The organism is Nisaea denitrificans DSM 18348 (assembly GCF_000426505.1).
GTDB lineage: Bacteria > Pseudomonadota > Alphaproteobacteria > Thalassobaculales > Thalassobaculaceae > Nisaea > Nisaea denitrificans.
The window spans coordinates 1,896,262-1,919,929 of record NZ_AUFM01000011.1 but is presented as its reverse complement, the minus strand read 5'-3'; the positions used below and the strand labels follow the sequence as shown (position 1 = coordinate 1,919,929).

Here is a 23,668-nt window from a genome sequence, read left to right as displayed (position 1 = left end):
TGCGGGAAATACGTCCGCGTCGGGGCCTGTGTCAGGAAGAAGAGACCTGCCGCGTATGGCCGATCTAGTCAAATTCAGCGACCGGTTTGAAATCGATCCCGCTCAACCTTTGCCCGACCTCGATTCACCGTCGGCGAAAGCCTATGCCTGCACTGAGGGCAATGGAACCGAGTTTTTTGCGCTGGTCTGCGACCCGAAGGTGCCGCTGCGGATCGAGACCATCAACGGGCTTAAAGGCTTTCCAAAACACAATCTGATGCGCATCACCGATCATGGGGTGGTTAACTGGACCATCTCCGGTCGGCGCATGCCTGTCCTCATCCTCGACCGGCCGCGCGGTGAGCGCCTTTTTCCTGATCCGGCGCAGGCGATTGAGCCTTTCACGGACGAACAGTTGGCGCGGGGCTTCCTGACGCCGCTTGTCGCCACCATGCGTGAGATGTCCCAGCGCGGCGTCACGCACAGGAATATCCGGCCCGACAACCTGTTCTATTCGGATCCCGCGCGCCGCTCCGTCATGGTTGGGGAATGCGTCAGCGGCCCTCCCGGCCTTTACCAGCCGGACAGTTGCGAAAGCCTGGAATGTGTCATGGCCGATCGCACGGCCCGGGGCGAAGGCGGTGTGCTGGACGATCTGTTTTCGGTTGGTGTGACCTTGCTCTCCCTGCTTACGGGCCGGATGATGCCGGAGGCAGGCGATCCGCAGCGAATGATTTTTGACCGTATCAATTTCGGGTCCTATGCCTGCCTTGTCGGTAACACCAGACTGCAGATGAACATGGTCGAAGTGTTACGTGGCCTGCTGACGGATGAACCGCGGGAACGCTGGACGATCCGTGATCTCGAACTCTGGCTCGGTGGCCGCCGGCTCACTCCGAAGCAGGTGAAGTTGCCGACCAAGGCTGGACGGCCACTGACGGTCGGCGGTGGTACATACGAGAATGTACGGGCCGTCGCACATGCCATTGGGCGGAACTGGAATACAGCGGCGGAGCTGATCCGGGGCCAGGATTTCGACAATTGGCTGCGGCGCTCACTCGGCGACGAGGCTGTGGTCGAAACCGTCAACAAGGTGACCGGTGGCGCGACCGGAATTCAGAGCGCGCCGAAGGAGGAAGACGCCCGCCTGGTGACCAGGGTCGCCATTGGCCTCGATCCGAGCGCCCCAATCCGCCACAAGGGCTTTTCCTGCCATATCGACGGCGTCGGCCCGACCTTGGCGTTGAATTTCAATGACGATGCGACCCGTCAGATGATCGCCGGCTTCATCGGCAGCCGTTCGGTTGGACCGTGGATGTCGGTTCAGACCCGCTCAAAGCAGGACCTGCTCGAGCTGTTCTCGAAATTCGACAAATTGCCAACTTTCCTGAACAGCACAGGACCCGGTTATGGGATCGAGCGTGTCCTGTACGAGCTGAATGAAGATATTCACTGCATGAGCTCGATGATCGAGCATCTCTATGTCACCGATCCGGAAGAAGTGGTTCCGTCACTCGAGGCCGTGGCTCAGGGCCAGAACCGGCCTCCGATTCCAATGGACCGGCATCTTGCAGCGTTTCTTGGTGCCCGCTCTCCCGACATTGATGACCGGCTGTTGCGCCCGCTTGGCAACGCCACTGACAAACGGCCCGCGATCGATGCGCTGAATGTCATGCGGCTGCTTGCCCGGATACAGGCACTGTCGCGGAACGGCCCCATGCCGGGGCTCTGCAAGTGGTTTACCGAACTGATGAAACCGGCCGTGAACGGTTTTCACAATCTGAAGGCCCGGGCGGCTGTCGAAACCAGCATGATGAAGGCGTCCGAGAGCGGTCAACTCGGCGAAATCCTGAAAATCTTCGATGATCAGAGGGCTCAGCAGCGGGACCAGCAGGGCTTTGCGCGGGCGCAACAGGAATTCGCCCATTGTGCGGTGCAGATTGCCCAGATGAACCTCGATCTGCAGAACAAGGACAGTCTGGCGGCGGAACTCGGGGAGCAGGCGGCGGCCGTGATCTCCGGTGTTGTCGGCAGTGTGGGAACGACGGCTATCGTGATCCTCTATTTGGTTTAAACTGCGTTCTGCCGCATCCTCGCCGGGTTGCGGGCGGAACGAAACGGGCAATCGGAAACAGAGATGGCATCAAAATCGGCCAACGCATCATCGTTGAAGGTTATTGTCATCACGATTGTTGGCGGCCTGATGCTGTTCACGCTGCCGACCGTCCTGGTTCTGGGGCTTGGCATGCTGCCGACCTTCGCCGCCATGATGGTTGACCAGAGGCGGGAGAAATACACGACGCTTTGCGTTGGTTGCATGAATTTCGTCGGTGTGCTGCCGTTCGTCGCCCGACTCTGGTCGGAGGACCATTCCTACGCCAAGGCATTCGAGATCATGGCTGATCCCTTCGCCTGGCTGACAATGCTGGGGGCTGCAGGGCTTGGCTGGTGCATCTATCTGCTTGCGCCCGGCGTTGTCTCTATGGGGATTGCCATGCGCATCGAACAGCGCATCGGCAGGCTGCGCCGCCGTCAGAGAGAACTTGTCGAGGAATGGGGGCCGGGTGTTGCGGGTGCCCTGGACAATAGCGAGCCGCAGGACGCCAAATCTGAAAAAGGCCGGGACGGTTAAGCCCCGGCCAGTGGTGTTGTTCAGACCGTTTCCAGACGCTGCTCCATGGCAGCGTTGCGCATTGCTTTCTGAAGCTTCTCGAAGGCCCTGACCTCGATCTGCCGGACCCGTTCCCGGCTGATGTTGTAGACCTGACTGAGATCTTCGAGCGTTGTCGGGTTTTCCTGCAATCGCCGTTCCGTCAGGATATGACGCTCGCGCTCGTTCAGGGTTTCCATGCCGATGGACAATAGCTGCCGCCGCTGGTCCAGCTCCTCGCTTTCCGCGAGCTGCGTTTCCTGGCTATCGCCCTCATCAACCAGCCAGTCCTGCCACTCGCCTTCGCCATCAATGCGCAAAGGCGCATTCAGCGAATGGTCCGGGGCGGCCAGCCGACGGTTCATATTGACGACGTCCTTTTCCGGGACTTCGAGTTTCGTGGCAATCGCCGTCACCCGTTCCGGAGAGAGATCGCCTTCCTCGATGGCCTGCATCTGGCCTTTCAGCTTGCGCAGGTTAAAGAAGAGCTTCTTCTGCGCCGCCGTGGTGCCGATTTTTACCAGCGACCAGGAATGCAGGATGTATTCCTGAATGGCCGCGCGGATCCACCACATGGCATAGGTGGCGAGACGAAAGCCGCGCTCGGGATCGAAGCGCTTCACTGCCTGCATCATGCCGACATTGCCTTCGGAGATCAGCTCGGCGACCGGCAGGCCGTAGCCGCGATAGCCCATGGCGATCTTGGCGACGAGCCGGAGGTGGCTGGTGACGAGTTTGTGCGCAGCATCGGAATCGTCATGCTCCCGCCAACTTTTGGCGAGCATGTATTCCTCTTCCGGCTTCAGCATTGGAAACTTGCGAATCTCCTGAAGGTAACGGGTCAGGTTGCCTTCCACCGACATGGTCGGGAGCTGTGTCGCTTGTGCCATGGTTCCCCTACAATTCTTTTCGACGACTATTGAAATCATCGCCTCTAGAGGGGAGAACGCACATACATTGCGTCCAGTTCCTCCCCCCGTGGTTTTTAATATTGTGTGTGAATGTGGACTTTTTAAGGCCTAATTAACGTTCTATTGGACATGACCGGAAAATAACTTATTCAGGATTATTGCGTAATCCGGCCAGAAGCAGCTCCATATCGGTCGGTAGCGGGCTCTCGAACCGAAGCATTTCACGCCTTATAGGATGCTCGAAGCCAAGTACTGCCGCATGCAAAGCCTGCCGGGTGAAAGCCCTGATGACCTCCGGATCGGATGCCTTGTTGCTCCGCCCGTAAAGCGGATCGCCGATCAGCGCATGGCCGATATTAGCCATGTGAACCCTGATCTGGTGGGTCCGCCCGGTTTCCAGCCGGCATTCGACCAGCGCTGCCTTCATGCCAAACCGTTCCAGCACTTTGTAGTGGGTCACCGCCGGTTTGCCGTTGGCCGTGACCGCCATTTTCTTCCGGTTGCGCTGGCTGCGGCCTATCGGACCCTCGATCCGGTCCGCTGATTTCGTCGGCACCCCGCGCACCACGGCGCGGTAGCGCCGCTCGATAGTGTGCGCGGCGAACTGGACCACCAGACCCTGATGCGCGTCGTCGCTCTTGGCCACGACCATCAGGCCGCTCGTGTCCTTGTCGATCCGGTGCACGATGCCGGGCCGTTTCACCCCGCCTATCCCGGAGAGGCTGCCGCCGCAATGGGCGAGCAGGGCATTGACGAGCGTACCGTCCCAGCTGCCGGGCGCCGGATGCACCACGAGACCGGCCTGCTTGTTGACGACGATCAGATCGTCATCCTCGTAAACTATCGAGAGCGGGATTTCTTCGGCTTCGGGCTCCGCCGGTTCCGGCGGCGGAATATCGACGCGGTAGGTCTGGCCCGGTTTGACCGTTCCCGAGGGGTCGGTTATCGTCCCGTCTCCGCAGCTGACGCGGCCTTCCAGGATGAGGTTTTTCAAGCGACTCCGGGACAGGTTCGGGCTGTCCGGCATTTCAGCCAGGCGCCCGGCGAGCCAACGGTCGACGCGGTCGACATTCTCTTCCCGTGCCTCGGCATCGCCGGACACGATCTCTATTTGAAAATTTTCTGAAGCAGGATCCATGGCGGCGAACCTACCCGATAGCGATGAAAACAAAAAGCGGGCTGAACCGGGCTGGCTTCTGCCGGCGAAAATAGCCGTTGTGGTGATGGGGCTGATGATCCTCTCCGGCCTCGGTGTGATCGCCTATACGGTCGCCACCCGGCTGAGCGGCGGTGATGAGAAGCCGGTGGCTACGCCTGCTTCACCGCCCGCGATAGCCTCGACAGTGCGGCAGGTCGCAACCGGGTTCGGTACGATCGATGTGGCAATTCCGAATGGTGCCCGTCTCGGCGCGGTCCAGCTTGATGACGGCAGGATGATCCTGCGGATGAACCTTCAGAACAGGAAGGTCCGCCTCCTGATCTACGATCTGGCGACCGGCAAGGAGCTGGGCGTCTTCAATATTACTCCGGACATGAAAGAATGAGCAGTAATCCCAACGCCTGGAACGTCAATTTCGCCAGCGATAACGTCGCCGGCGCGGCGCCGGAAATCATGGCGGCGCTACAGGATGCCTCGACCGGTTTCGCCATGCCTTACGGCAATGACGATCTGACGGAGATTGTCCGTCACCGGCTGGCCGAGACTTTCGAAACGGATCTGATTGCCCATCCGGTCGCCACCGGGACGGCCGCGAATTCGCTGGCGCTGTCGGTGCTGTCACCGCCCTATGGCGTGGTCTTCTGTCACGAAGGCGCGCATATCGAGGAAGACGAGTGCGCCGCGCCTGAATTCTATATCGGCGGCGGCAAGCTGACCTTGCTGGCAGGTGAGAACGGCAAATTCACCGCCGACACGCTGGCGAAAAAGCTTGGCGATCCGAGCGCGGCCTCGGCGGTGCACCACGCCAAGCCGGCGGCGGTCAGCATCTCCCAGCTGACGGAGAAGGGCACGGCCTACAGTCTGGACGAGATCCGGGCCATCGCCGATGTCGCCCATGCACACGGCCTCAAGCTGCATATGGACGGCGCCCGGTTCACCAATGCGATGCTTGGCCTCGGCTGCTCACCCGCTGAGGCAACATGGAAAGCCGGAGTGGATGCGCTGTCCTTCGGCGCCACCAAGAACGGTGCCTTTGCGGCGGAAGCGGTGATCTTCTTCGATCCGCAAGCGGCGAAGGATTTCGAGTTCCGGCGCAAGCGCGGCGGACATCTGTTCTCCAAGATGCGATTTCTGTCGGCCCAGCTCGCGGCTTATCTCGAGAACGACAACTGGCTGCGCTACGCCAGGACCGCGAACGATGCCGCCCGCCGCTTGGCGGACGGTCTCACGTCTCTGTCTGGCGTGGAGCTCCTTCACGTGGTCGAAGGCAACGAGATCTTTGCCCGGATATCGGGGCCGGTGCATCAGGCCCTGCGTTCCGCCGGATGCCAGTATTACGCCTTCGCCGAGGCGGATGACGGCAGTGTGGGTATTCGCCTCGTCACCGCGTTCAATACGACCCAGGCCAACACCGAGCATTTCCTGGCTGCGGCCCGTGCCGGTGCCGGGGAGGCTGCCGCATGAGCACCGCCGGACGGTATCCAGAGAATGACTACAAGAGCGACGCCACGCTGCCGCTGGACGGCGTGCGGGTGCTTGATCTCTCTCGCCTGGTCGCCGGGAACATGGTCACGCACGTGCTGGCCGATTACGGCGCCGAGGTGATCAAGATCGAGCGGCCGGGCTTTGGCGACGACTTACGGAATTGGAAAACCGAGGGTGTGGCGACGCACTGGAAGGTCTATTGCCGCAACAAGAAGAGCATCACCCTCGATTTGCGCAAGCCGGAAGGCAAGGCGCTGTTTCTGAAGCTGGTGGAAACCGCCGATGCCATCGTGGAGAACTTCAAGCCGGGAACCCTGGAGGAATGGGGTCTCGGGCCTGACGTTTTGCAGGGGCTGAACCCGAAGCTGACACTGGTTCGCGTCTCCGGCTGGGGGCAGACCGGCCCATGGAAGCACAAGCCCGGTTTCGGCTCGCTGGTCGAGGCGATGAGCGGGTTTGCAGCGCTGAACGGTTTCGGCGACCGGCCGCCCGTGCTACCGCCGCTGGCTTTGGCGGACATGATCGCCGGGCTCTATGGCGCCTTTTCGGTCATGGTGGCGCTCAGGAATGTCGAGGTGTCGGGCGGTAAGGGCCAGAGCATCGATCTCTCCCTGTTCGAGCCGATCCACGCCATCCTCGGCCCGGAGGCGGCAAACTACGCGCTCAGCGGCAAGGTGCCGGAACGTACTGGCAGCCGCTCCAACCTGACCGCCCCGCGCAATACCTACCGATGCAAGGACGGCAAATACGTGGCGCTTTCCGGCTCCATCCAGGCCATGGCGGAAAGGCTGTTCCGCACCATCGGACGGCCGGAGCTGAATGACGATCCGCGCTTCAAGACCAATTCCGACCGGGTGAAAAACAACGACATTCTGGACCCGATCATCGCCGACTATATGGGCGAACGGACCCAGGCCGAATGCCTCGCCATCTTCGAGGAAGCAGGCGTGACGGTCGGCCCCGTCGCCGATGTCGCCCAGCTTGCGGATGACGATTACATGGAAGGTCGTGGCGTGGTCGAGAGTTTCCCGGACGCGGAAATCGGCGCCTTGCCGATGCATGCTGTTATCCCGCGTATGTCCGACACGCCGGGCGGTGTGCGCAGTCCGGCGCCGGAGCTTGGCCAGCACAATGAAGAGATTTGGGGTGCGCTTGGTCTCGATCCGGCCGAACAGGCGAAACTGACCGACGCGGGAGTGATCTGATATGGCCGGAACACTGCCGCTCTGGCGCTCGTTGCTCTATGTGCCCGTCACGAACCAGCGCTTTGTCGAGAAGGCTTCGGCGCGCGGCGCGGATGTCATCAAGCTCGACCTTGAGGACAGCATCCCGCCAGCGGAGAAACCCGCGGCCCGGGCGGCCGTGCGCGATTCAGCCCGGCTGATCTCAGACGCGGGCACGGAAGTGCTGGTCCGCATCAACCGGCCCTGGCGCATGTCTGTGCTGGATCTGGAAGCCGCAATCTGGCCGGAGGTCTCCGGCCTGTGCCTGCCGAAACTGGAATCGGCCGATCATCTCGCTTTTATCGACGAGACGGTGGAGGAGCTGGAGCGCGAGCGCGACATGGCGGTTGGCTCCATCCGTTTCATGGGCCTGATCGAAACCCCGCGTGGCCTGAATAACGTACGCGAGATCGCCAAGGCCAGCCCGCGCCTGATGGGCCTGTCCCTCGGTCAGGAAGACTATTCCGCCGCCCTCGGTATGCCATCCCTTGGCCCGGGGGATCTGATCGAGGACATGCGCCTCGTCCAGCGCGCCGCCCGCGAGGCGGACATCCTGCCGCTCGGTTATGCCGGCTCCATCGCCGAGATCACCGACATGGAGGCGTTTCGGGCCAGCGCCCAGCGCGCCCGTGCGCTGGGCATGGAAGGTGGCTCCTGCGTCCACCCGGCCCAGGTGCCGATCCTGAACGAGGTGTTCAGCCCGACCGCCGAAGAAGTGGAGACGGCAGACGCCATGGTCGCCGCCTATGACGCCGCCATGGCCGAAGGTCTCGGCGCCGTCAGTTTCCGCGGCAAGATGATCGACGTCCCGGTGGTCGACCGGGCACGGCGGGTGCTGGTGCTGCGGGACAGGATCGCGGGGAAGAGCTAAGGACGTTCCCGACGCCCCCATCAACGTCATTCCCGCGTAAGCGGGGACCCAGGGAAGGAGAGCACAGTCCATGATCGCCTGGGTCTCGGCTCTCCGGTCGGGATGACGACCGATGGGCGGGATGAAGGTTATTGAGGAGGAGGGTGGACTCGCCCTATTTCAAAACCTTCCCGAACAGATCGTAGATCATGAAGGACACTTCGCTTTCCAGCGGGAAGGACAGCATGCCCATGACGCTGTACCCGAGTAGCCAGGGCATCAGGTAGAAGCGGATCATGAAGAAGAACCAGGCGACATAGACCGGATGCAGCCAGGGCAGCAGGAAGCTTGGCGTTACTGGTTTGAAGACGCGGAGGATCGGATCGGTCACGCGGACGAAAAAGCGCATGAAGAAGAAATTGCTGTCTTCGGGCAGGAAGATCGACATGGCGAAGCGACCGAACAGGGTCCACATCACCGTGCCCAGCACATAATCGGTGATAATCACCCAGAGGGGGAAGGCGCCGATATCCGTTGGCATGTCCATGGGGGCGGTTCCTCCTGACGCTGGTTTCTTGATTGATTGGCCCGCAGCCTTCGATCCGGCGAGGCGGGCAGAAAAAAATCCGGGACGAAGCTTAGCCGCGTCCCGGATTTATCTTCAAGTCTCGCCGGGACGGATTTGCCGCCGTCCCGGAGTAGAGATGTTCCGTCTAGTGATTGCTGGCGAGGACCGTGCCGCCGCGCGGGGTGCGCACCGCGTCGACCATGGCTTGCGTTTCCTCGTCCGGCTCTTCCGTCATCAGACTGACCACGATCATGGCAATCAGGCTGACCGGCATGCCGATGATGCCGAACCGGAGATGGTCGATACCCATCCACGGCTCACCGCCGGCAAAGTGGACGTAGTAGAGGTAGGCCGAACCGGAGACGAAGCCGCCGATCATGCCGGCGATCGCCCCCTGCCTGTTCGCCCGTTTCCACCAGATCCCCAGTACCAGCGGGAAAAACAGCCCGGAGCAGGCGAAGTCGAATGCCCAGGCCACCGCCCCGAGGATCGAGGTCAGCTTCAGGCTGGCCACGAACGCTCCGGCTGCGCCGACGCCAAGGAGGAGGATACGGGCCACGATGAGCCGTGTCTTGGTCTCCGCCTGCGGGTCGATGATCTTGTAGTACAGATCGTGACTGAGGGCGTTGGCGATGGCGAGCAGCAGCCCGTCCGCCGTCGACATGGCCGCAGCCATACCACCGGCGGCCACCAGACCGGAGATCACATAGGGCAGACCGGCGATTTCAGGCGTTGCCAGCACGACGATGCCGGAGCGCATGAAGAGCTCGTTGATCTGTAATATCCCGTCCCCGTTGGAGTCGGACACCTGGAGGAAATCGACCGCCGCCCATTTCTGGATCCATTCCAGCGCGTTTACCTCGGTAATGCTCTTGCCGATGATGCCGGTTGCAAGGTTTGGATCAAGCAGGGACAGCTTGGTGAAAGTCGCCAGAGCCGGGGCCGTGAAGTAGAGGAAGAAGATGAACAGGATCGACCAGCCCACCGAGATCCGTGCGGCGCGCACGGACGGCGTCGTGAAGTAACGCATGAGCACGTGCGGCAGGGATGCCGTTCCGCACATCATGCAGAGTACCAGGGTAGCGAACTTCCATTTGTCCATGAAGGTTTCGCCCGGCGCGTTGATCGGGTTCACCAATGCCGAAAGTCCGGCAAAGGTTTCCGTCGGTTTCAGTACGCCAACCTGATGCAGGGCTTCGAGTTCCTGCACGCGCTGGACGGCGTCGCCGTAGGAGAGCTGCGGGATCAGCCCGAAGCCACTCTTGTTCGACATCCAGACGACCGGGACGACATAGGCGATGATCAGCACGATGTACTGAGCCACCTGGGTCCAAGTCACCGCCCGCATGCCCCCAAGCATGGAGCAGACGAGGATACCGGCAAGCCCGAACCAGACGCCGACCCCGAACGGGATCTGCAGGGCGCGCGCCGCAACCGTGCCGGTGGCATTGATCTGCGCCGTCACGTAGGTGAAGGACGCGACTACAAGGACGATCACCGCACAGAGCCGGGCGAAGTTACCGCCGTAGCGTGTGCCGATGAAGTCCGGCACGGTGTAGCAGCCGAACTTGCGCAGATATGGCGCCATCAGCGAGGCGACGAGCACATAACCGCCGGTCCAGCCGACCAGGAAGGCCATGTAGCCGTAACCGCCGAAATAGATACCGCCCGCCATCGCGACGAAGGAGGCTCCAGACATCCAGTCCGCCGCCGTCGCCATGCCGTTATAGAGTGCTGGTACCTGCCGGCCCGCGACATAGTACTGATCAGTCGCCATGGTGCGCGACAGCACGCCGATCAGGGCATAAATACCGATTGTGAAGCCGACGAACAGATAGCCGATCGTGTCTGGACTGACACCGGCCTGCTCGAGTATGGCCATCAAAATGATGAAGAGGAGGAACCCGCCTGTATAGAGGCCGTAGATCTTCCCCAGATTTTGGATGAAATCACCCTTCATGTCCGGTCTCCTCTACTCGTCATCGTCTGCGTCTTCGGCAACGCCGAATTCCTCGTCGATCCTGTTCTGGGCTCTTGCGAACCAGAAGATGATGACGACGAACGCAAACAGGGAACCCTGTCCGGCCATGTAGAAGCCGAGCGGGAACCCGAGAATGGAGAATTCATTGAGTTGCGGTGCAAACCAATGCACGACGAAAGCAAAGATAAACCAGATAACGAGTACTGTAATAGTCAGCCCTTTGGTGCGCTGCCAGTGGGCTTCGTGATTGGAGTCGGCTGTAGCCATGACTCACCCCCCTTTCTTGCCCATCGCCTTTTGTTGTGTGGCGATTTTGTGTATCGCGCTCAGCGCGCAATGACCTTAGTCTATAATGGATTAAGGGTTTCAGCTATAGATTTATGAAACCCATTGGCGACTCAGGAACTCGATGAAACTCGGAAAATTGTTATGTTTCATGGTCTTTTAAGCGGTTTTTGGCGCAAGGTTCGGCTCTTTATGCCGTTCTCAACGCGCTGGAAGGAAAATCCGCTCGATACAGTCGAATCGGCTACGGAGTTCGTTAGTACAAGATCTGCTTTTGTCGCCCAGACAACACTTTATGGCTATGTTCGTACCCGTGCTGGCACCCGATACACGGCTCTGTTTGACGAAGACCTGTTTGTGCAATCCTTAAATATTGCGAAGTGGCAGGTTTTTCTTGCCTGCACTGCGGATCTGGCCGGGTTTGTTGCAGCGTCAGTGTGCGAAGGCGGGGACCGGGAGACGGAGGCGCGGCTGGCGCTTGCCCTGTTCCGGGGAGCGCTTGCCGATTATCCGGAGCCGGAGGGGGCCGGACCGGACTGGGAAGAAGAGGTGGAACGCGCGGAAAGTCGGCTGCTGGCCACCCGGCCGGACGCGGACACGGCCTTCATGGGAAGTGCCGATGCGTTGGTTCACTGGGCGCCGATATCGGACGAGTTGAAGGTGCTGGATGAGCGGATCGTCCGCAATTCCATCCGCTTCAAGTGGAAGGATGTCCGCGAGCGGGTGGCGTCGCTATTGCGGGCGGAGGCCGTGTTGCAGGATTTCGGCCCCGCCACCGCTACCGCAGGCGCCTCTGCCGCCGCTTCTGCCACGGGCGACTAGCGGCTGATGCCGGGCACCCCAAGTCAGGAAGACTCACCTCTCCGGCGCGCCATTATCATGCGCTATCGTACCCGGCGCACGCATGCACTCCTGCTTGCGGCAGTTCCGGTTGTGCTTGTCGCAATGCTCTGCGCTATTGCGCTGCGGGTCTGGATGCCGGACGGCGGGACGGACTGGTCGATGCTGATCCTGCCGGCGGCGGGAGCGGGCATCGCGAGCCTGCTGGCCTATGCCGTCTATGGCATCATTGCCGCTCATATCGGCGATCTCGACCGGATGAAGGAAGATCTCGACCTCGCCGCCACAACTGGCCGGTTGCCCGCACGCTGGCGCCAGTTCACCGGGGGCCCCGGGGAGATCGCGGGCCTGTCCCAGACCATCGAACGGGCGTTTATCCGGCGGGAGCGGCATGGCTCCGAAGGGGCCTGGATCGCCGGGGTGCTTGCAGGCATCCCGAGCGCGGTGATCGTTTTCACGGGGGCGGGCCTTGTGTCGCTTTCGAACGCAGCGGCCCGGCGCCGTCTTGGCGATTACGGCACCGGGCCTGGCCACAGTATCTTTACAATTGTCGATCACGGGAGGCTGGAGACGGCGCTGGCGCGGGCACGAGAGATCAGACGGCCGGTTGAGTTCACCCTCTCGGACACCGAAGGCGCGCCGGTGGAGGCACAGGTCGCGGCCATGGCGGACGGCGGCGTGATTTCCTTCATGGCTCCGGCGGGAGAGGTGGAGCCGGAACAGACCGCGATGGATCTCGGTCTTGGTGCGGTGGCGCTCCCGCCACGGCCGCAGCCCTGCCTGCCGGGCACACCGCTCGGCGCGCTGCCGCTTGTCAGCCTTGATCTGGAGACGACGGGGCTGGACGCAGCGCACGACAGGATCGTCTCCATCGGGGCGGTGCGGGTGCAGGACGGTCATGTTTTTACCGCCGCCGGCCTCGATCTTCTGGTCCGGCCTGGCATACCAATCCCGGAGCGTTCCTTCAGCGTCCACGGCATCTCGGACGAGTTGGTCGCCGATGCGCCACCCTTGCCGGAACTTTGGCAGGCGCTGGCCGATTTCGTCGATGGATGCGTTATCATCGGTCACCAGATCGGCTTCGACCTTGCGGTGCTGTCGGCGGAGGCCCGGCGGCACGATCTGCCGGACTTCGACGTGCCCGCTCTCGACACCATGGCATTGTTCCGGCTGATTGCGCCCGATCAGCGGATCGGGCTCGACAGCGCGGCGGAGGCTCTGGGCCTCAGCGTCTTCGGACGACATACGGCGCTTGGCGATGCGATTGTAACCGCCGAGCTTTTCAATGCCATGCTGCCGTCCCTGCGGGAGCATTCCGTTGTGGATTTCGACTCCGCCCGTCAGACTGCGACACCGCCTCCCTGGGGCCGGGAATAGGAGTGCAGATGGACGCGAGCCCGGCATTCGACAGCTACCCCTACCGGCACCGATTGAGCGATGTGCTGACCTGGGAACCGCTGGATATCGACGTGGGGGCCACGCTCGCCCAGGCTGCGGCGGCCATGGCGTCGCGAAATGTCGGCTCGATCCTGGTGCGCGATGGGGGCGGTACGCATGTCGGCATTCTGACCGAGCGCGACATCATGCGCCGGATCGCCATGGGAGAGGACGGCGGCAGTTCGGTGCGCAATGTCATGTCATTCCCGGTCGTGTCATTGCCTGCGGACGCGCTGGTCTACAAGGCGCTCGGCCGGATGGAACGGCTTGGGATCCGGCACCTGGCGGTCACCGATCCGGACGGAAAGATCATCGGTGTCGTCTCGCTCCGGACCATCCTGAAGACCCGGAACACAGCGGCCTTTGCTCTCGGCGATGCCATCGAGTCCGCGCCGGACAGTGCCGCCATCGCCGCGGCCCGCGCCCGCCTGCCTGCCCTCGCCAGTGCGCTGTTGCAGGACGGGTCGGGCGCGGCGACGGTGGCGGGGGCCATCAGTGCCGCGATGCGGGACTCGACAGAGCGCGCCGGTGTGCTGGCGCTTGAATCGATGGAGCGATCCGGTCTCGGCCCGCCTCCTGTGCCCTTCACCCTGCTTGTGCTGGGCAGTGGCGGCCGCGGGGAGAGCCTGCTGGCGCCGGATCAGGACAATGCGGTGATCTTCGACGGCACCCCGGAGCACGATGCCTGGTTCGCGGAGTGGGGCACGCGTCTGACGGACATTCTGGATGCCGCCGGAATTCCGTATTGCAACGGCGGGGTGATGGTCTCCAACCCGCTCTGGCGCGGCACACCGGAAGACTGGCGCCAGCGGGTCGGGGAGTGGATCGGGAGGGGCAGGGGCGAGAACCTGATGAATGTCGATATCTTCTTCGACTTCGCGCCGGTGCTGGGAGAGGCGGGACTTGCGGCCGCGCTCCGCCGCGATGCCATCGCGGCGGCGAGGCAAGAGGTCGTGTTCCTCGGCAATCTGGTCCAGCACATCGGCGCCTTCCGCCCGCCGCTTTCCTGGGACTGGTTCGGCCTTACCTGTGGGTTCCAGCTTCAGGATGGCCGGGTGGATCTGAAACTGGGCGGGCTCCTGCCGCTGGTCTCCGCGGCCCGGGTGCTCGCCCTGCGGCACGGGATCGAGGCGACTTCGACTTTCGAGAGATTCCGGAAACTGAGAGAGCGGAAACTGATCTCCGCCGGAGACGCCGTGGCCGTGACGGAGGCGCTGGAGGTTTTCATGGCCGCAATCCTGCGCCAGCAACTGGCTGATAGCGTCGCCGGGCTCGAGCCGTCGTCAAAAATCGATCCGTCTATTCTGGATCGTCGGGAACGCCGGGCTCTGCGCGCGCATTTGACGATGGTGGATATCATCCAGCCAATGGTCGAGGGGGCCGTTGCCCGGTAGAGAAAGAGCCACGCGGCAGGCCCTCCCTTTTCATCGCCATTCTCCGATAAGTCACCCGGGCCTTCTTTAGCCGTCATCTTTCAGACAGTCGTAATCCCGGACCTTCTCCAAAAACGTCATCCCGGACTTGATCCGGGATGACGACCATAGTTGGGCCGGGTTTCCGGGCTATTGCCGCCTGCTGAGGGCCCCGAAACCTGCCCTGTTCAGCGCGTCATTCAGCCTGCCGCAAGGCGCCAGTTGCCGCCGGGCTCGCACTTGGATACAACTCTGGCCTCATTCTCATACTTCATAGGAGCGTCGCCTTGGCTGCGTACCAGTACATTTACGTGATGAAAGGTCTGAGCAAGACCTGGCCCGGCGGGCGCGAGGTTCTGAAGAACATTCACCTGTCCTTCCTGCCCGGCGCCAAGATCGGCGTGCTCGGCGCGAACGGCGCCGGTAAATCGACGCTGCTGAAGATCATGGCCGGCGTCGATACGGAGTTTCAGGGTGAAGCCTGGGCCGCCGATGGCATCAGGGTCGGCTACCTCGCGCAGGAGCCGGAGCTGAATGCCGACAAGGACGTGCATGGCAACGTCATGGAAGGCATGGGCGAGACCAAGGACCTGCTCGACCGGTTCAACGAGGTCAGCGCCAAGTTCGGCGAGGAAATGACCGACGATCAGATGAACGATCTGCTGGCCGAGCAGGGCGAGCTGCAGGAGAAGATCGACGCTGCCGACGCCTGGGACCTGGACCGCAAGGTCGAGATCGCCATGGACGCGCTGCGGCTGCCGCCGGGCGATGCGGACGTGACCAAGCTGTCGGGTGGTGAACGCCGCCGGGTGGCGCTCTGCAAGCTGCTGCTCTCCTCCCCGGACATGCTGCTGCTCGATGAGCCGACCAACCACCTTGACGCCGAGTCAGTCGCCTGGTTGCAGCGCTTCCTGCACGATTTCCCGGGCACCGTCGTGACCGTGACCCATGATCGCTACTTCCTCGACGAAGTGGCGGGCTGGATTCTGGAACTCGATCGCGGCAAGGGCATCCCCTACGAAGGGAACTATACCGGCTGGCTGGAACAGAAGCAGAAGCGGATGGAGCAGGAAGGCCGGACAGAAGATGCCCGCCAGCGCTCCCTCAATCAGGAGCTGGAGTGGGTGCGGCAGTCGCCGCGTGCCCGTCAGGCCAAGAGCAAGGCCCGTCTCAACGCTTATGAGGAACTGCTGGCGCAGAGCCAGGAGAAGAGCAACGACACGGCGCAGATCGTCATCCCGGCCGGGCCGCGTCTCGGCGGTCAGGTGATCGAGGCCGATCATCTGAACAAGGGCTTCGGCGATCGGCTGCTGATCGACGATCTCTCCTTCAAGCTGCCTCCGGGCGGCATTGTCGGTGTGATCGGCCCGAACGGCGCCGGTAAGACCACGCTGTTCCGGATGATCACCGGCCAGGAAACCCCGGACAGCGGCACCTTCACGGTCGGCGACACGGTGGTTCTCGGCTATATCGACCAGTCCCGCGATTCCCTCGACGGCACGAAGACCGTCTGGGAGGAAATTTCCGACGGGCTGGACGAGATCGATCTCGGCAAGCGCAAGATGCAGAGCCGGGCCTATTGCGGCCTGTTCAACTTCCGTGGCTCCGACCAGCAGAAGAAGGTCGGCCAGCTTTCCGGTGGTGAGCGCAACCGGGTGCATCTGGCCAAGATGCTGAAATCCGGCGCCAACCTGCTGATGCTCGATGAGCCGACCAACGATCTTGATGTCGACACGCTCCGGGCACTGGAAGAGGCTCTTCTGGAATTCGCCGGCTGCGCCGTGGTCATCACCCATGATCGCTGGTTCCTCGATCGGATTGCGACCCACATCCTCGCTTTCGAGGGCGACAGTCACGTCGAGTGGTTCGAGGGCAACTACCAGGCCTATGAGGAAGACAAGAAAGCCCGGCTTGGCGCAGATGCGGTGGAGCCGCACCGGATCAAGTACAAGCCGATCGCCCGCGCCTGATCGCTCGCACGCACTAACGAAAAACGCCGGCTTTGAAGCCGGCGTTTTTTATGAGCGGAAAGTCCGAAGGATCAGGTGCGCTTGCGCAACCCTTCGAGGATCTCTTCCATGCGGGCCAGAAGCGGGGCGATCTTGCCGCCGTTGCTCTCGATCACGGAGGAGTATTCGTTACGCTGGGTAATGCCCATGCTGATACCCTCGATCACCACATCGACGATCCGGAACGTCTCGCCATCCTCGATCAGCCGCCAGTCGATCAGCACGTTGCCGTTCGGGTTCGCGGGATCAACGATGTTGCTCTTCACCACGGTATAGCGGCCGTTCTTGCCGCTCCCGGTGACCTCGAACATCTGGCCCGAATAATTGTCGAACTGGTTCGTATAGGTGAAGACGATACTCTCCTCGAAGAGCTTCAGATAGGTTTCGCGCTCCTCCGGGCTGGCGCGGCGCCAGTTGCGGCCGAGCACGAACTGACCGATCCAGTTAAGATCGAAATGCTCGTTCAGCAGCATGCGGAACTTCTCGCGGCGCGCCTCGCCTACGACTGTCTTGTCGGTCACCAGCGCGAGCGCCGAATCACCGAGGCCGGCCACGAATTTCTCCGCGGCGGCGCCTTTTTCGTCAGCCCATGCCGGTGCTGAGGGAACCGCTATACAGAGAACAAGCAGGATAATCGCGCGACGGAAAATGGTCATCGTGTCTGCCTAGCTCAATTCGATTTGGTCGGAAGCTCGCCGGTTTCGGAACCGGGCCGGTCGGACGGAGTGAAGTCCTCGAATTCCTGGCTGCCATCCGCTGTGAGCGGCTCCTCCGAAGGCTCGCCATTCCGGATCTCGGCATCCCGGCGTTGCAGATAGATGGAACGCAGGCGGGCGTAGTAATCGAGCGAGGACGCCTTGAGTTCGTTTATTTGATCGAAGTTGCGGGCGCGGAAATCGACGGCGCTGGTGCCGGCGCGGCCGATGGTGATCGCATTCTGGGCGCCTTGGCCGCTGACGATATAGGTCAGCGGGTCGAAGAAGATGTCGACAACGCGTCCGGCCAGATCGCGGCCATTCGAAGGGCCGAGAAGAGGCAGCACAAGATAAGGACCGCCGCCGACCTCGTGTACGCCGAGGGTCTGGCCGAAATCTTCATCGCGGTAGGCCCAGTCTTCGCCCTGGCCCCAATCGATCAGTCCGGCTGTGATGCCGTTGACAAGGAACTGGCGAGTCGCATTGCCGGCATTGTCCGTGTCGCCCTGCAGCAGGCTGTTGGCAATCACGACCGGGGAGCGCAGCCAGCGCAGGAAGTTGCGGACCATGTCCTGAATCGGATCGGGCAAGGCAGTCTTGTAGACGAAGGCCGTTGGCTGCAGCACGAAGATGTCGACCGTATCGTTCATGGCGAAGAACAAGCGGTTGACTGGCTCAATGGGGTCGAAAACCTGTGGGCCAGCGGTGGTTTCTTCCGGAGGAGTCGCACAACCGGTCAGCGCGATCAGCACGAAAAGGATACCGGCGGCCCGGTGAATGCGAGACAGAAAAGTCATAATCTCAACCCGTTACCTGCGCGTTTCAGCGAATAGCCGCCTCTTGATCCATGGCCTGCGTTTGTCTTTTGCAAACAGCATTCCACCGACTCGATAGCCTCAGTCGCGAGGATAAGCTGGTACCACAGAGGTTTCCGCAAGGCCAAGGCCCCGCAATTTATCCGCAATTTCTTACCGCGGTGATGTTGCAAAAATATCGCGTTCTGATGTTGTGTTTCATGCATTTGTTACTTGATCCTGCGCGCCAGGGAAAAAGCGCGACGGTTCCATTCGACCGTTCCGACCGCTTTGTAAAGACGTCCTGCCTGAATTGTGAAGGCAGCAGCGGTCGCATTGTCCACATTGATCGACAGCAGACCGATCATCAGAAGGGAGTCGGCTTCGCTGATATGATCGGCAGCCTGCCGGAACAATCCGCGTGCCTCCGCGTAAGCCTGCTGCGCCTGCGGCAATCGCCCAAGTTGTGATTCCAGATCTCCTATGGCTCTCAGGGCCGCACCCTCTAGTCCGATCTCATTGAGTCCACGATACATGGTTCGGGCTTGCGCGAATGTCACCCGGGCCCGGTCTGGATTTTCTACCAGAAGGTCGATCTGACCCATATCCATCAGGGTCTGCGCCGCATCACGGGCACCGCCGGCATTCTTGTAGTGATTCTGCGCTTCCTTCATCACCTCTCGGGCACCGCGCGAGTTGCCCTTCTGCATTTCGACGCGTCCCTTGCCCTTCAGGGCGTCGGCCAGGATGGGTAGTTTGTCGGTGCCTTTCGAGAGCTGGATCGCCCGCTCGAAGTTCATTCGCGCATCTTCAAGCCGGCCGCCCATGCGCTCCATTTCACCGAGCCCGATGAGTAGCCGGGCTTCCAGTGAGTCATCCTGCGATTCGGCAAGCATGGTGCGGGCGATCGCCCCGTGGGAGCGGGCGATTTCAAAGCGGATCGGTGCCCGTCTGATGTCCCCGCGTCCTGCCAGCATCGGACTGTTACCGACCCGCCGGGCGGCATCGCGGAACCGGTCGGCGGCTTCAAGGGCAGTTGCTTGCGCGTTCGGCGCTCGTCCGAGACGGCGCAGGATGTCGGTCATGGCAAGACGAACAGCCGCCTCGCCGAGAAAATCGCCGGTGCGGCGATAAAGGGTGAGGGCGCGCTCGAAGCGGTTCTGTGCTTCTGCGGAGCGCCTCTGTTGCCGGTCAATCTCTGCACGGCAATAGAGCGCGTGCGCTTCGCCGTTGCGATCCCCGACCTGGCTGAACAGAAAATGTGCGTGCTCGAATGCGGCGGCGGCTTCATCTGTCTTGGTCAGTTGCATGGAGGCCTCGGCCGACCCGAGCGCCGCGTTGGCTTCACCGAACCGGCTGTTCTCCTCGATATAGAGCTTGGCGGCCTCTTCGAAGGCTTGCCGCGCGCCATCGGAGCTTTTCTTGGCGATTAGCAGATAGCCCTGTTGCAGCAGGGCGTTGGCCATTCCCGTCCGGTTCTTGGCTGCGCTTGCCGCGTTGTAGGCAGCCTCGAATTTCTTGGAGGCATCGTCAGGCTGATTACGGGCGCGTTCGAGCTTTCCAAGGCTGATCATGCTTTCGATCACGCCTTCTGTGTCCTTGGCCTCCTTGAACAGGCTCTCCGCCTCGTGGAAATTCTCACGGGCCTCTGTGTTGAGGCCATGCAACCGGAAGCCCTCACCCTGGGCCCAGAGGCGCCCGGCCATGGCGCCGGGGCCGGTGCTGAGCGTGCCACCCGAACGCATCGCCTGGACTCCGCCGCCACGCTTGATGTCACGGGACACCACCCAATCCGCGATCAGGGCGCAAATCCCGAAAACGCTGATCGTGGCGGCAACCAGATGTTGATAGTTTTCGGCTTTTCCGAGGGTGAAGAAGTAACTCGCGAACACCCCGATGGCGGTCAGCGCGATAATCGTCAGCCGCCTTTGCCAGAGGCCAAGCCGGCCCCGGCGCTTTGCCCGTGTGATCGCAGAACGCAAAGGCGTTCTCCTTTTTGCCTGTGAAGGCTTTGCCAAAATTACCGGCAGTCTAATTCAAAATGGGTGCTAATTCCTTAATATCACGAGATCATTCAGAAATCGTCCTACGTAGATTAAACCTTCCGCGCCGACAATTTCTGGTAAATGGGCTTAAGCATTACAGGAAGTATATAGATCGGAAACTGGGCGACGGCAAAAAACAGGAAGGCTTCCGGGCCGAGCGCGGAGCCTGCCGCCGCCATGAACAACGCCATGTTGCGATTTCCGGAGGACAGGGCGACAGAGAGTTGATTCTGGCGGTCGGTCCAGAAGAACACTAATCCCCCGATCAGCTGCAGGCCGAGACTTCCTGCAAAAGCCGCCCCAACGTAAAGCATTACCGTTGCCGGGTCGGTGACCAGCCAGTCGCGGACGCCGTCCATCACGGAGACGGCGAAAACCAGCATCAGAACAACCGCGATGCCGTCGAAAATCGCAGCTTTCTCCCGCAAGACTTCGGTGCCGAGTTTGCGCCTGACAATGGTCGCGACAAGGGCGCACCCGGCGATCATAAGCGCCAGTTTCACGGTCAGGGCGCCGGCACTCAGGTCAACCTCGATGCCAATCAGCCAGAACAGGAGGCCGGGCAGGATGAACGGGAAGACGAAGGTCGAGACCACCATCAGGAGCAGGGCGGCCGCTGAATTCAGCCCGATGATCAGGGCGATGACGGGAACCGTTACCAGAGGCGGACTGCCACTCCAGATCAGCATCGGCGTCGCCAGTTCCGACGGGACGTCGAGGAAGACCAGAGCGGCATACATCAGGCACGGTATGACGATGAGCAGCCAGAGTAGCGCAACCAGGTGGGTTCCGGCCCGGCGGCTCGTCCGGCCAAGAGAGGACGCATCGGTCCTGGTCATGGCGACGGTCAGCATGATCAGAACGGTCGGCGAGAGCAGGGGCTTCGCCACGGCTGCCAGGTCCGGCAAGGCAAGGCCGATAAAGACTCCGAGCGCCATTACCAGCGCAGCACGCCGTCCGAGATACTGTAAAAGCCTCACCGCTGAACTTCCGTTTGTGTGCCGTGGCGGGACAAAACAAATGCCGTTAATGTCCGGACTATGGAACAGGTTGATTTGAACAAGTGTTTCGCTTCCGGCGAACTGACGGTCCGGCCAGACTGGGTCGACTATAACGGGCACATGAATGTCGGCTACTATGTCGTTGCCTTCGACAAGGCAACAGACGCCCTGCTGGACCGTCTGGGCCTCGGTGCTTCCTATCGTCATGAATGCGATGCCTCGGTCTTCGTGCTGGAGGCGCATGTCACCTATGACCGTGAGGTAGGGCTCGGCGACAGGCTTTTATTCAGCACGCAAATCCTCGACCATGATGCAAAACGTATGCATGTTTTCCACCGGATGTATCATGCCGATCAGCACTATCTCGCTGCGACCAACGAGTTGATGATTATGCATATCGACCTGAAAACCCGACGCTCCGCGCCCTTTCCCGAAGCGGCGATGGAGAGGCTGCAAGATCTGAAACGGGATCATGACGCTTTGCCGAGACCGGACGCTGCCGGCCGCACAATCGCAATCAGGAGATCTTAGCGGTGATGAATGATCGCCTGACCGTCTGGTTCCGGACATTGCAGGCGCGTGCATCGGCGGGCATCCGCAACGATCAGGTTTTGCTTTCCGGGCTTGCGGTCGCGGTTGGTATTGCAGCAGCCTTTGCCGCGGTGCTGTTTCGCGAGCTGATCGGGCTGATCCAGACCGGCTTTTTTGGTTTCGGCCATGAGCGAATCGCATCCGGTGTCGCCGGACTCGCCTGGTGGCACCTGCTGCTGGCCCCGGCCCTGGGCGGTCTGTTGATCGGCCTCTATGTCCGTTTTCTGATGCCGGGTGGCCGGCCCCAGGGCGTGGCTGACGTGATCGAGGCGAACGCCCTCAGGGCTGGACGGATGTCCGGGCGCGCAGGTCTCGGCGCGGCTCTGGTCAGTGCCGCGTCCATCGGCTCCGGCGCTTCCGTCGGCCGTGAGGGGCCTGCGGTCCATCTGGGTGCCACCATTGCCAGCTATATGGGGCGCCGCTTCAGACTGGCCCGGTCGCAATCGCGCACATTGCTCGGCTGCGGCGTCGCGGCGGCCGTTGCGGCATCCTTCAACGCGCCTGTTGCCGGCGTGTTTTTCGCTCTCGAAGTGGTCATAGGCCATTACGCGCTGACTGCGTTCGCGCCGATCGTCATTGCCTCCGTCGCCGGCACGATCGTCTCGCGGACCTATTTTGGGGATGTTCCGGCTTTTACCGTGCCGCCTCACGAGATTACTTCCTTCCTGGAGTTCGGCGCTTTCGCCCTCCTCGGGGTCGTCGCGGCGGGAGCGGCCATCGTCTTCATGCGGCTGGTGCCGATCATGCAATCCCTGGCCGACCGCACCCGTCTGCCGGGCTGGATACGTCCGGTCGTCGGCGGGCTTGCCGTGGGTGGGCTTGCTATTTTCTTCCCGGAGCTGCTCGGTGTCGGCTACGAGGCTATGGATAACGCCCTGAACGAACATTACGTGCTGTGGGCTTTGATCGCGCTGGCTCTCCTGAAGATGCTCGCGACCGCGATTTCACTCGGCTTCGGTTTTGGCGGCGGGATATTCAGCCCGAGCCTCTTCATCGGTGCGATGGTCGGCGGGGCCTTCGGCATGATCGCGACTCTTCCCTATCCGCATCTCTCATCGGGGCACGGGGCCTATACGCTGGTCGGGATGGGGGCTGTCTCCGGCGCGGTCCTCGGGGCGCCAATCTCGACCATGCTGATCATCGTGGAGCTGACCGGCGACTATCGTCTGACCATCGCCGTGATGGTGGCGGTTGTGATTGCGTCCCTGCTGACACGGACGCTGCACGGCCCGTCATTCTTTCACAATCAACTGAAAGCCCGCGGTGTCTCCGTTCGAGGCGGCCACGATGTCGAGGTGTTGAGCGGAATGACCGTGTCGGACCTGATGCATGAAGGCGCGACCACGGTCCGGCACGACGCCGGACTTGGGGATATACGCGCGGCTCTGCTGAAGGCGAATGGCGGGGTTGTTTTCGTAATTGACGGGGACGGACGGCTGGCCGGTGTCCTGACACTGGCGGCGCTGGGCTCGGATGCTTTTGTTGCCGACGCGGGGGCGGATTTTGACATCGACCGGTTCCTCGACAAGTCGCGCCCGGTGCTGAGTGCGTCCGAGAGTGTGGGGCCGGTGATCGACAGCTTCGCCGGGGTCGGCGACGGTGTGCTCCCGGTTGTCAGGGGGCGGGACACACCTGTTCTGATCGGCTGGCTGGAAGAATCGGATGTGATGCGCGCTTACAATCGTGCTCTGGAACAACTGCGCGACGAGGAGCACGGAGATCAGGGTAAACGCGGAGGGTATCTCGGCTGAAA

The 23,668-nt window shown here is 61.7% G+C and carries 21 protein-coding genes; 12 read left to right on the top strand and 9 right to left on the bottom strand.

Going from position 1 to position 23,668, the window contains the following annotated elements; all coding sequences use genetic code 11:
- Positions 1 to 55: 55 nt before the first annotated feature.
- Both K328_RS0110020 and K328_RS23355 read left to right on the top strand, forming a co-directional pair.
- Positions 56 to 2,053 (top strand): hypothetical protein, encoded by a 1,998-nt coding sequence (locus K328_RS0110020; RefSeq protein ID WP_028465870.1) that lies wholly within the window; start codon positions 56 to 58, stop codon positions 2,051 to 2,053.
- Between the two features lie 63 nt (positions 2,054 to 2,116).
- Positions 2,117 to 2,611: a hypothetical protein gene (locus K328_RS23355; RefSeq protein WP_051284704.1), complete on the top strand. Its 495-nt coding sequence runs from the start codon at positions 2,117 to 2,119 to the stop codon at positions 2,609 to 2,611.
- Positions 2,612 to 2,631: 20 nt separating this feature from the next.
- Here the strand turns inward: K328_RS23355 and rpoH are convergent, their stop codons facing one another.
- Together rpoH and K328_RS0110005 are read right to left on the bottom strand one after the other, a co-directional pair.
- A complete protein-coding gene (gene rpoH / locus K328_RS0110010; RefSeq protein ID WP_028465869.1) occupies positions 2,632 to 3,519 on the bottom strand; it encodes an RNA polymerase sigma factor RpoH in 888 nt (295 codons plus the stop codon).
- Between the two features lie 166 nt (positions 3,520 to 3,685).
- Complete coding sequence (locus tag K328_RS0110005) at positions 3,686 to 4,678, bottom strand: RluA family pseudouridine synthase (RefSeq protein ID WP_051284703.1); 993 nt, start codon at positions 4,676 to 4,678, stop codon at positions 3,686 to 3,688.
- On the opposite strand from K328_RS0110005, the gene K328_RS0110000 reads away from it, so the two are divergent.
- The 4 genes from K328_RS0110000 to K328_RS0109985 are packed head-to-tail and all read left to right on the top strand — an operon-like array spanning position 4,677 to position 8,278.
- Positions 4,677 to 5,084 carry a hypothetical protein gene (locus K328_RS0110000; protein WP_028465867.1) on the top strand — a complete coding sequence of 136 codons (408 nt, stop codon included), beginning with the start codon at positions 4,677 to 4,679 and terminating at the stop codon, positions 5,082 to 5,084. The two genes, K328_RS0110005 and K328_RS0110000, sit on opposite strands and share 2 nt — an antisense overlap.
- A complete protein-coding gene (locus K328_RS0109995) occupies positions 5,081 to 6,163 on the top strand; it encodes a threonine aldolase family protein (RefSeq protein ID WP_028465866.1) in 1,083 nt (360 codons plus the stop codon). The genes K328_RS0110000 and K328_RS0109995 overlap by 4 nt, the downstream gene beginning before the upstream one ends.
- A complete protein-coding gene (locus tag K328_RS23350) occupies positions 6,160 to 7,389 on the top strand; it encodes a CaiB/BaiF CoA transferase family protein (RefSeq protein WP_036553305.1) in 1,230 nt (409 codons plus the stop codon). Before K328_RS0109995 ends, K328_RS23350 begins: the two co-directional genes overlap by 4 nt.
- Before the next feature lies 1 nt (position 7,390).
- Entirely contained in the window at positions 7,391 to 8,278 is an 888-nt protein-coding gene (locus tag K328_RS0109985; RefSeq protein ID WP_028465865.1) for an HpcH/HpaI aldolase/citrate lyase family protein, read from the top strand.
- A gap of 154 nt (positions 8,279 to 8,432) precedes the next feature.
- Here the strand turns inward: K328_RS0109985 and K328_RS0109980 are convergent, their stop codons facing one another.
- From K328_RS0109980 to K328_RS0109970, 3 genes are all read right to left on the bottom strand, one after another.
- Positions 8,433 to 8,804 (bottom strand): YggT family protein, encoded by a 372-nt coding sequence (locus K328_RS0109980; RefSeq protein WP_205620605.1) that lies wholly within the window; start codon positions 8,802 to 8,804, stop codon positions 8,433 to 8,435.
- Positions 8,805 to 8,970: 166 nt separating this feature from the next.
- Positions 8,971 to 10,785, bottom strand: coding sequence for a sodium:solute symporter family protein (locus K328_RS0109975; protein ID WP_028465863.1), 1,815 nt, complete (start codon positions 10,783 to 10,785; stop codon positions 8,971 to 8,973).
- Between the two features lie 12 nt (positions 10,786 to 10,797).
- Positions 10,798 to 11,073, bottom strand: a complete 276-nt coding sequence (locus K328_RS0109970; RefSeq protein ID WP_028465862.1) for a DUF4212 domain-containing protein — start codon at positions 11,071 to 11,073, stop codon at positions 10,798 to 10,800.
- A 210-nt stretch (positions 11,074 to 11,283) separates the two neighbouring features.
- Here K328_RS0109970 and K328_RS23345 point away from each other — a divergent pair, with 210 nt between their 5' ends.
- The 4 genes from K328_RS23345 (at position 11,284) to ettA (ending at position 16,750) form a co-directional block, all read left to right on the top strand.
- Positions 11,284 to 11,913 carry an esterase gene (locus K328_RS23345; protein ID WP_156901219.1) on the top strand — a complete coding sequence of 210 codons (630 nt, stop codon included), beginning with the start codon at positions 11,284 to 11,286 and terminating at the stop codon, positions 11,911 to 11,913.
- A gap of 57 nt (positions 11,914 to 11,970) precedes the next feature.
- Positions 11,971 to 13,308: a 3'-5' exonuclease gene (locus tag K328_RS25760; protein ID WP_028465861.1), complete on the top strand. Its 1,338-nt coding sequence runs from the start codon at positions 11,971 to 11,973 to the stop codon at positions 13,306 to 13,308.
- Between the two features lie 8 nt (positions 13,309 to 13,316).
- Positions 13,317 to 14,762: a DUF294 nucleotidyltransferase-like domain-containing protein gene (locus tag K328_RS0109955; protein ID WP_036553304.1), complete on the top strand. Its 1,446-nt coding sequence runs from the start codon at positions 13,317 to 13,319 to the stop codon at positions 14,760 to 14,762.
- Between the two features lie 305 nt (positions 14,763 to 15,067).
- Positions 15,068 to 16,750 (top strand): energy-dependent translational throttle protein EttA, encoded by a 1,683-nt coding sequence (gene ettA, locus K328_RS0109950; protein WP_028465859.1) that lies wholly within the window; start codon positions 15,068 to 15,070, stop codon positions 16,748 to 16,750.
- Between the two features lie 71 nt (positions 16,751 to 16,821).
- On the opposite strand, the gene K328_RS23335 is transcribed toward ettA, so the two are convergent.
- The 4 genes from K328_RS23335 to K328_RS0109930 form a co-directional block, all read right to left on the bottom strand.
- On the bottom strand, positions 16,822 to 17,445 hold the full coding sequence (locus K328_RS23335) for an MlaC/ttg2D family ABC transporter substrate-binding protein (RefSeq protein WP_036553303.1): 624 nt from the start codon (positions 17,443 to 17,445) through the stop codon (positions 16,822 to 16,824).
- Positions 17,446 to 17,459: 14 nt separating this feature from the next.
- On the bottom strand, positions 17,460 to 18,281 hold the full coding sequence (locus tag K328_RS23330) for an MlaA family lipoprotein (protein WP_051284701.1): 822 nt from the start codon (positions 18,279 to 18,281) through the stop codon (positions 17,460 to 17,462).
- A gap of 227 nt (positions 18,282 to 18,508) precedes the next feature.
- A complete protein-coding gene (locus K328_RS0109935) occupies positions 18,509 to 20,260 on the bottom strand; it encodes a tetratricopeptide repeat protein (protein ID WP_028465858.1) in 1,752 nt (583 codons plus the stop codon).
- Between the two features lie 113 nt (positions 20,261 to 20,373).
- Positions 20,374 to 21,303, bottom strand: coding sequence for a hypothetical protein (locus K328_RS0109930; RefSeq protein WP_156901218.1), 930 nt, complete (start codon positions 21,301 to 21,303; stop codon positions 20,374 to 20,376).
- A gap of 75 nt (positions 21,304 to 21,378) precedes the next feature.
- Between K328_RS0109930 and K328_RS0109925 the strand changes: the two genes are divergently transcribed.
- Positions 21,379 to 21,855 carry a thioesterase family protein gene (locus K328_RS0109925; RefSeq protein ID WP_028465856.1) on the top strand — a complete coding sequence of 159 codons (477 nt, stop codon included), beginning with the start codon at positions 21,379 to 21,381 and terminating at the stop codon, positions 21,853 to 21,855.
- A 5-nt stretch (positions 21,856 to 21,860) separates the two neighbouring features.
- On the top strand, positions 21,861 to 23,666 hold the full coding sequence (locus K328_RS0109920; protein ID WP_028465855.1) for a chloride channel protein: 1,806 nt from the start codon (positions 21,861 to 21,863) through the stop codon (positions 23,664 to 23,666).
- The last annotated feature ends 2 nt before the right edge of the window (positions 23,667 to 23,668 follow it).

Coding starts and splice junctions, on each gene's coding strand:
- K328_RS0110020 (WP_028465870.1), top strand. CDS start 56: ATGGCCGATCTAGTCAAATTCAGCGACCGGTTTGAAATCGATCCCGCT.
- K328_RS23355 (WP_051284704.1), top strand. CDS start 2,117: ATGGCATCAAAATCGGCCAACGCATCATCGTTGAAGGTTATTGTCATC.
- rpoH (WP_028465869.1), bottom strand. CDS start 3,519: ATGGCACAAGCGACACAGCTCCCGACCATGTCGGTGGAAGGCAACCTG.
- K328_RS0110000 (WP_028465867.1), top strand. CDS start 4,677: ATGGCGGCGAACCTACCCGATAGCGATGAAAACAAAAAGCGGGCTGAA.
- K328_RS0110005 (WP_051284703.1), bottom strand. CDS start 4,678: ATGGATCCTGCTTCAGAAAATTTTCAAATAGAGATCGTGTCCGGCGAT.
- K328_RS0109995 (WP_028465866.1), top strand. CDS start 5,081: ATGAGCAGTAATCCCAACGCCTGGAACGTCAATTTCGCCAGCGATAAC.
- K328_RS23350 (WP_036553305.1), top strand. CDS start 6,160: ATGAGCACCGCCGGACGGTATCCAGAGAATGACTACAAGAGCGACGCC.
- K328_RS0109985 (WP_028465865.1), top strand. CDS start 7,391: ATGGCCGGAACACTGCCGCTCTGGCGCTCGTTGCTCTATGTGCCCGTC.
- K328_RS0109980 (WP_205620605.1), bottom strand. CDS start 8,804: ATGGACATGCCAACGGATATCGGCGCCTTCCCCCTCTGGGTGATTATC.
- K328_RS0109975 (WP_028465863.1), bottom strand. CDS start 10,785: ATGAAGGGTGATTTCATCCAAAATCTGGGGAAGATCTACGGCCTCTAT.
- K328_RS0109970 (WP_028465862.1), bottom strand. CDS start 11,073: ATGGCTACAGCCGACTCCAATCACGAAGCCCACTGGCAGCGCACCAAA.
- K328_RS23345 (WP_156901219.1), top strand. CDS start 11,284: ATGCCGTTCTCAACGCGCTGGAAGGAAAATCCGCTCGATACAGTCGAA.
- K328_RS25760 (WP_028465861.1), top strand. CDS start 11,971: ATGCGCTATCGTACCCGGCGCACGCATGCACTCCTGCTTGCGGCAGTT.
- K328_RS0109955 (WP_036553304.1), top strand. CDS start 13,317: ATGGACGCGAGCCCGGCATTCGACAGCTACCCCTACCGGCACCGATTG.
- K328_RS23335 (WP_036553303.1), bottom strand. CDS start 17,445: ATGACCATTTTCCGTCGCGCGATTATCCTGCTTGTTCTCTGTATAGCG.
- K328_RS23330 (WP_051284701.1), bottom strand. CDS start 18,281: ATGACTTTTCTGTCTCGCATTCACCGGGCCGCCGGTATCCTTTTCGTG.
- K328_RS0109920 (WP_028465855.1), top strand. CDS start 21,861: ATGAATGATCGCCTGACCGTCTGGTTCCGGACATTGCAGGCGCGTGCA.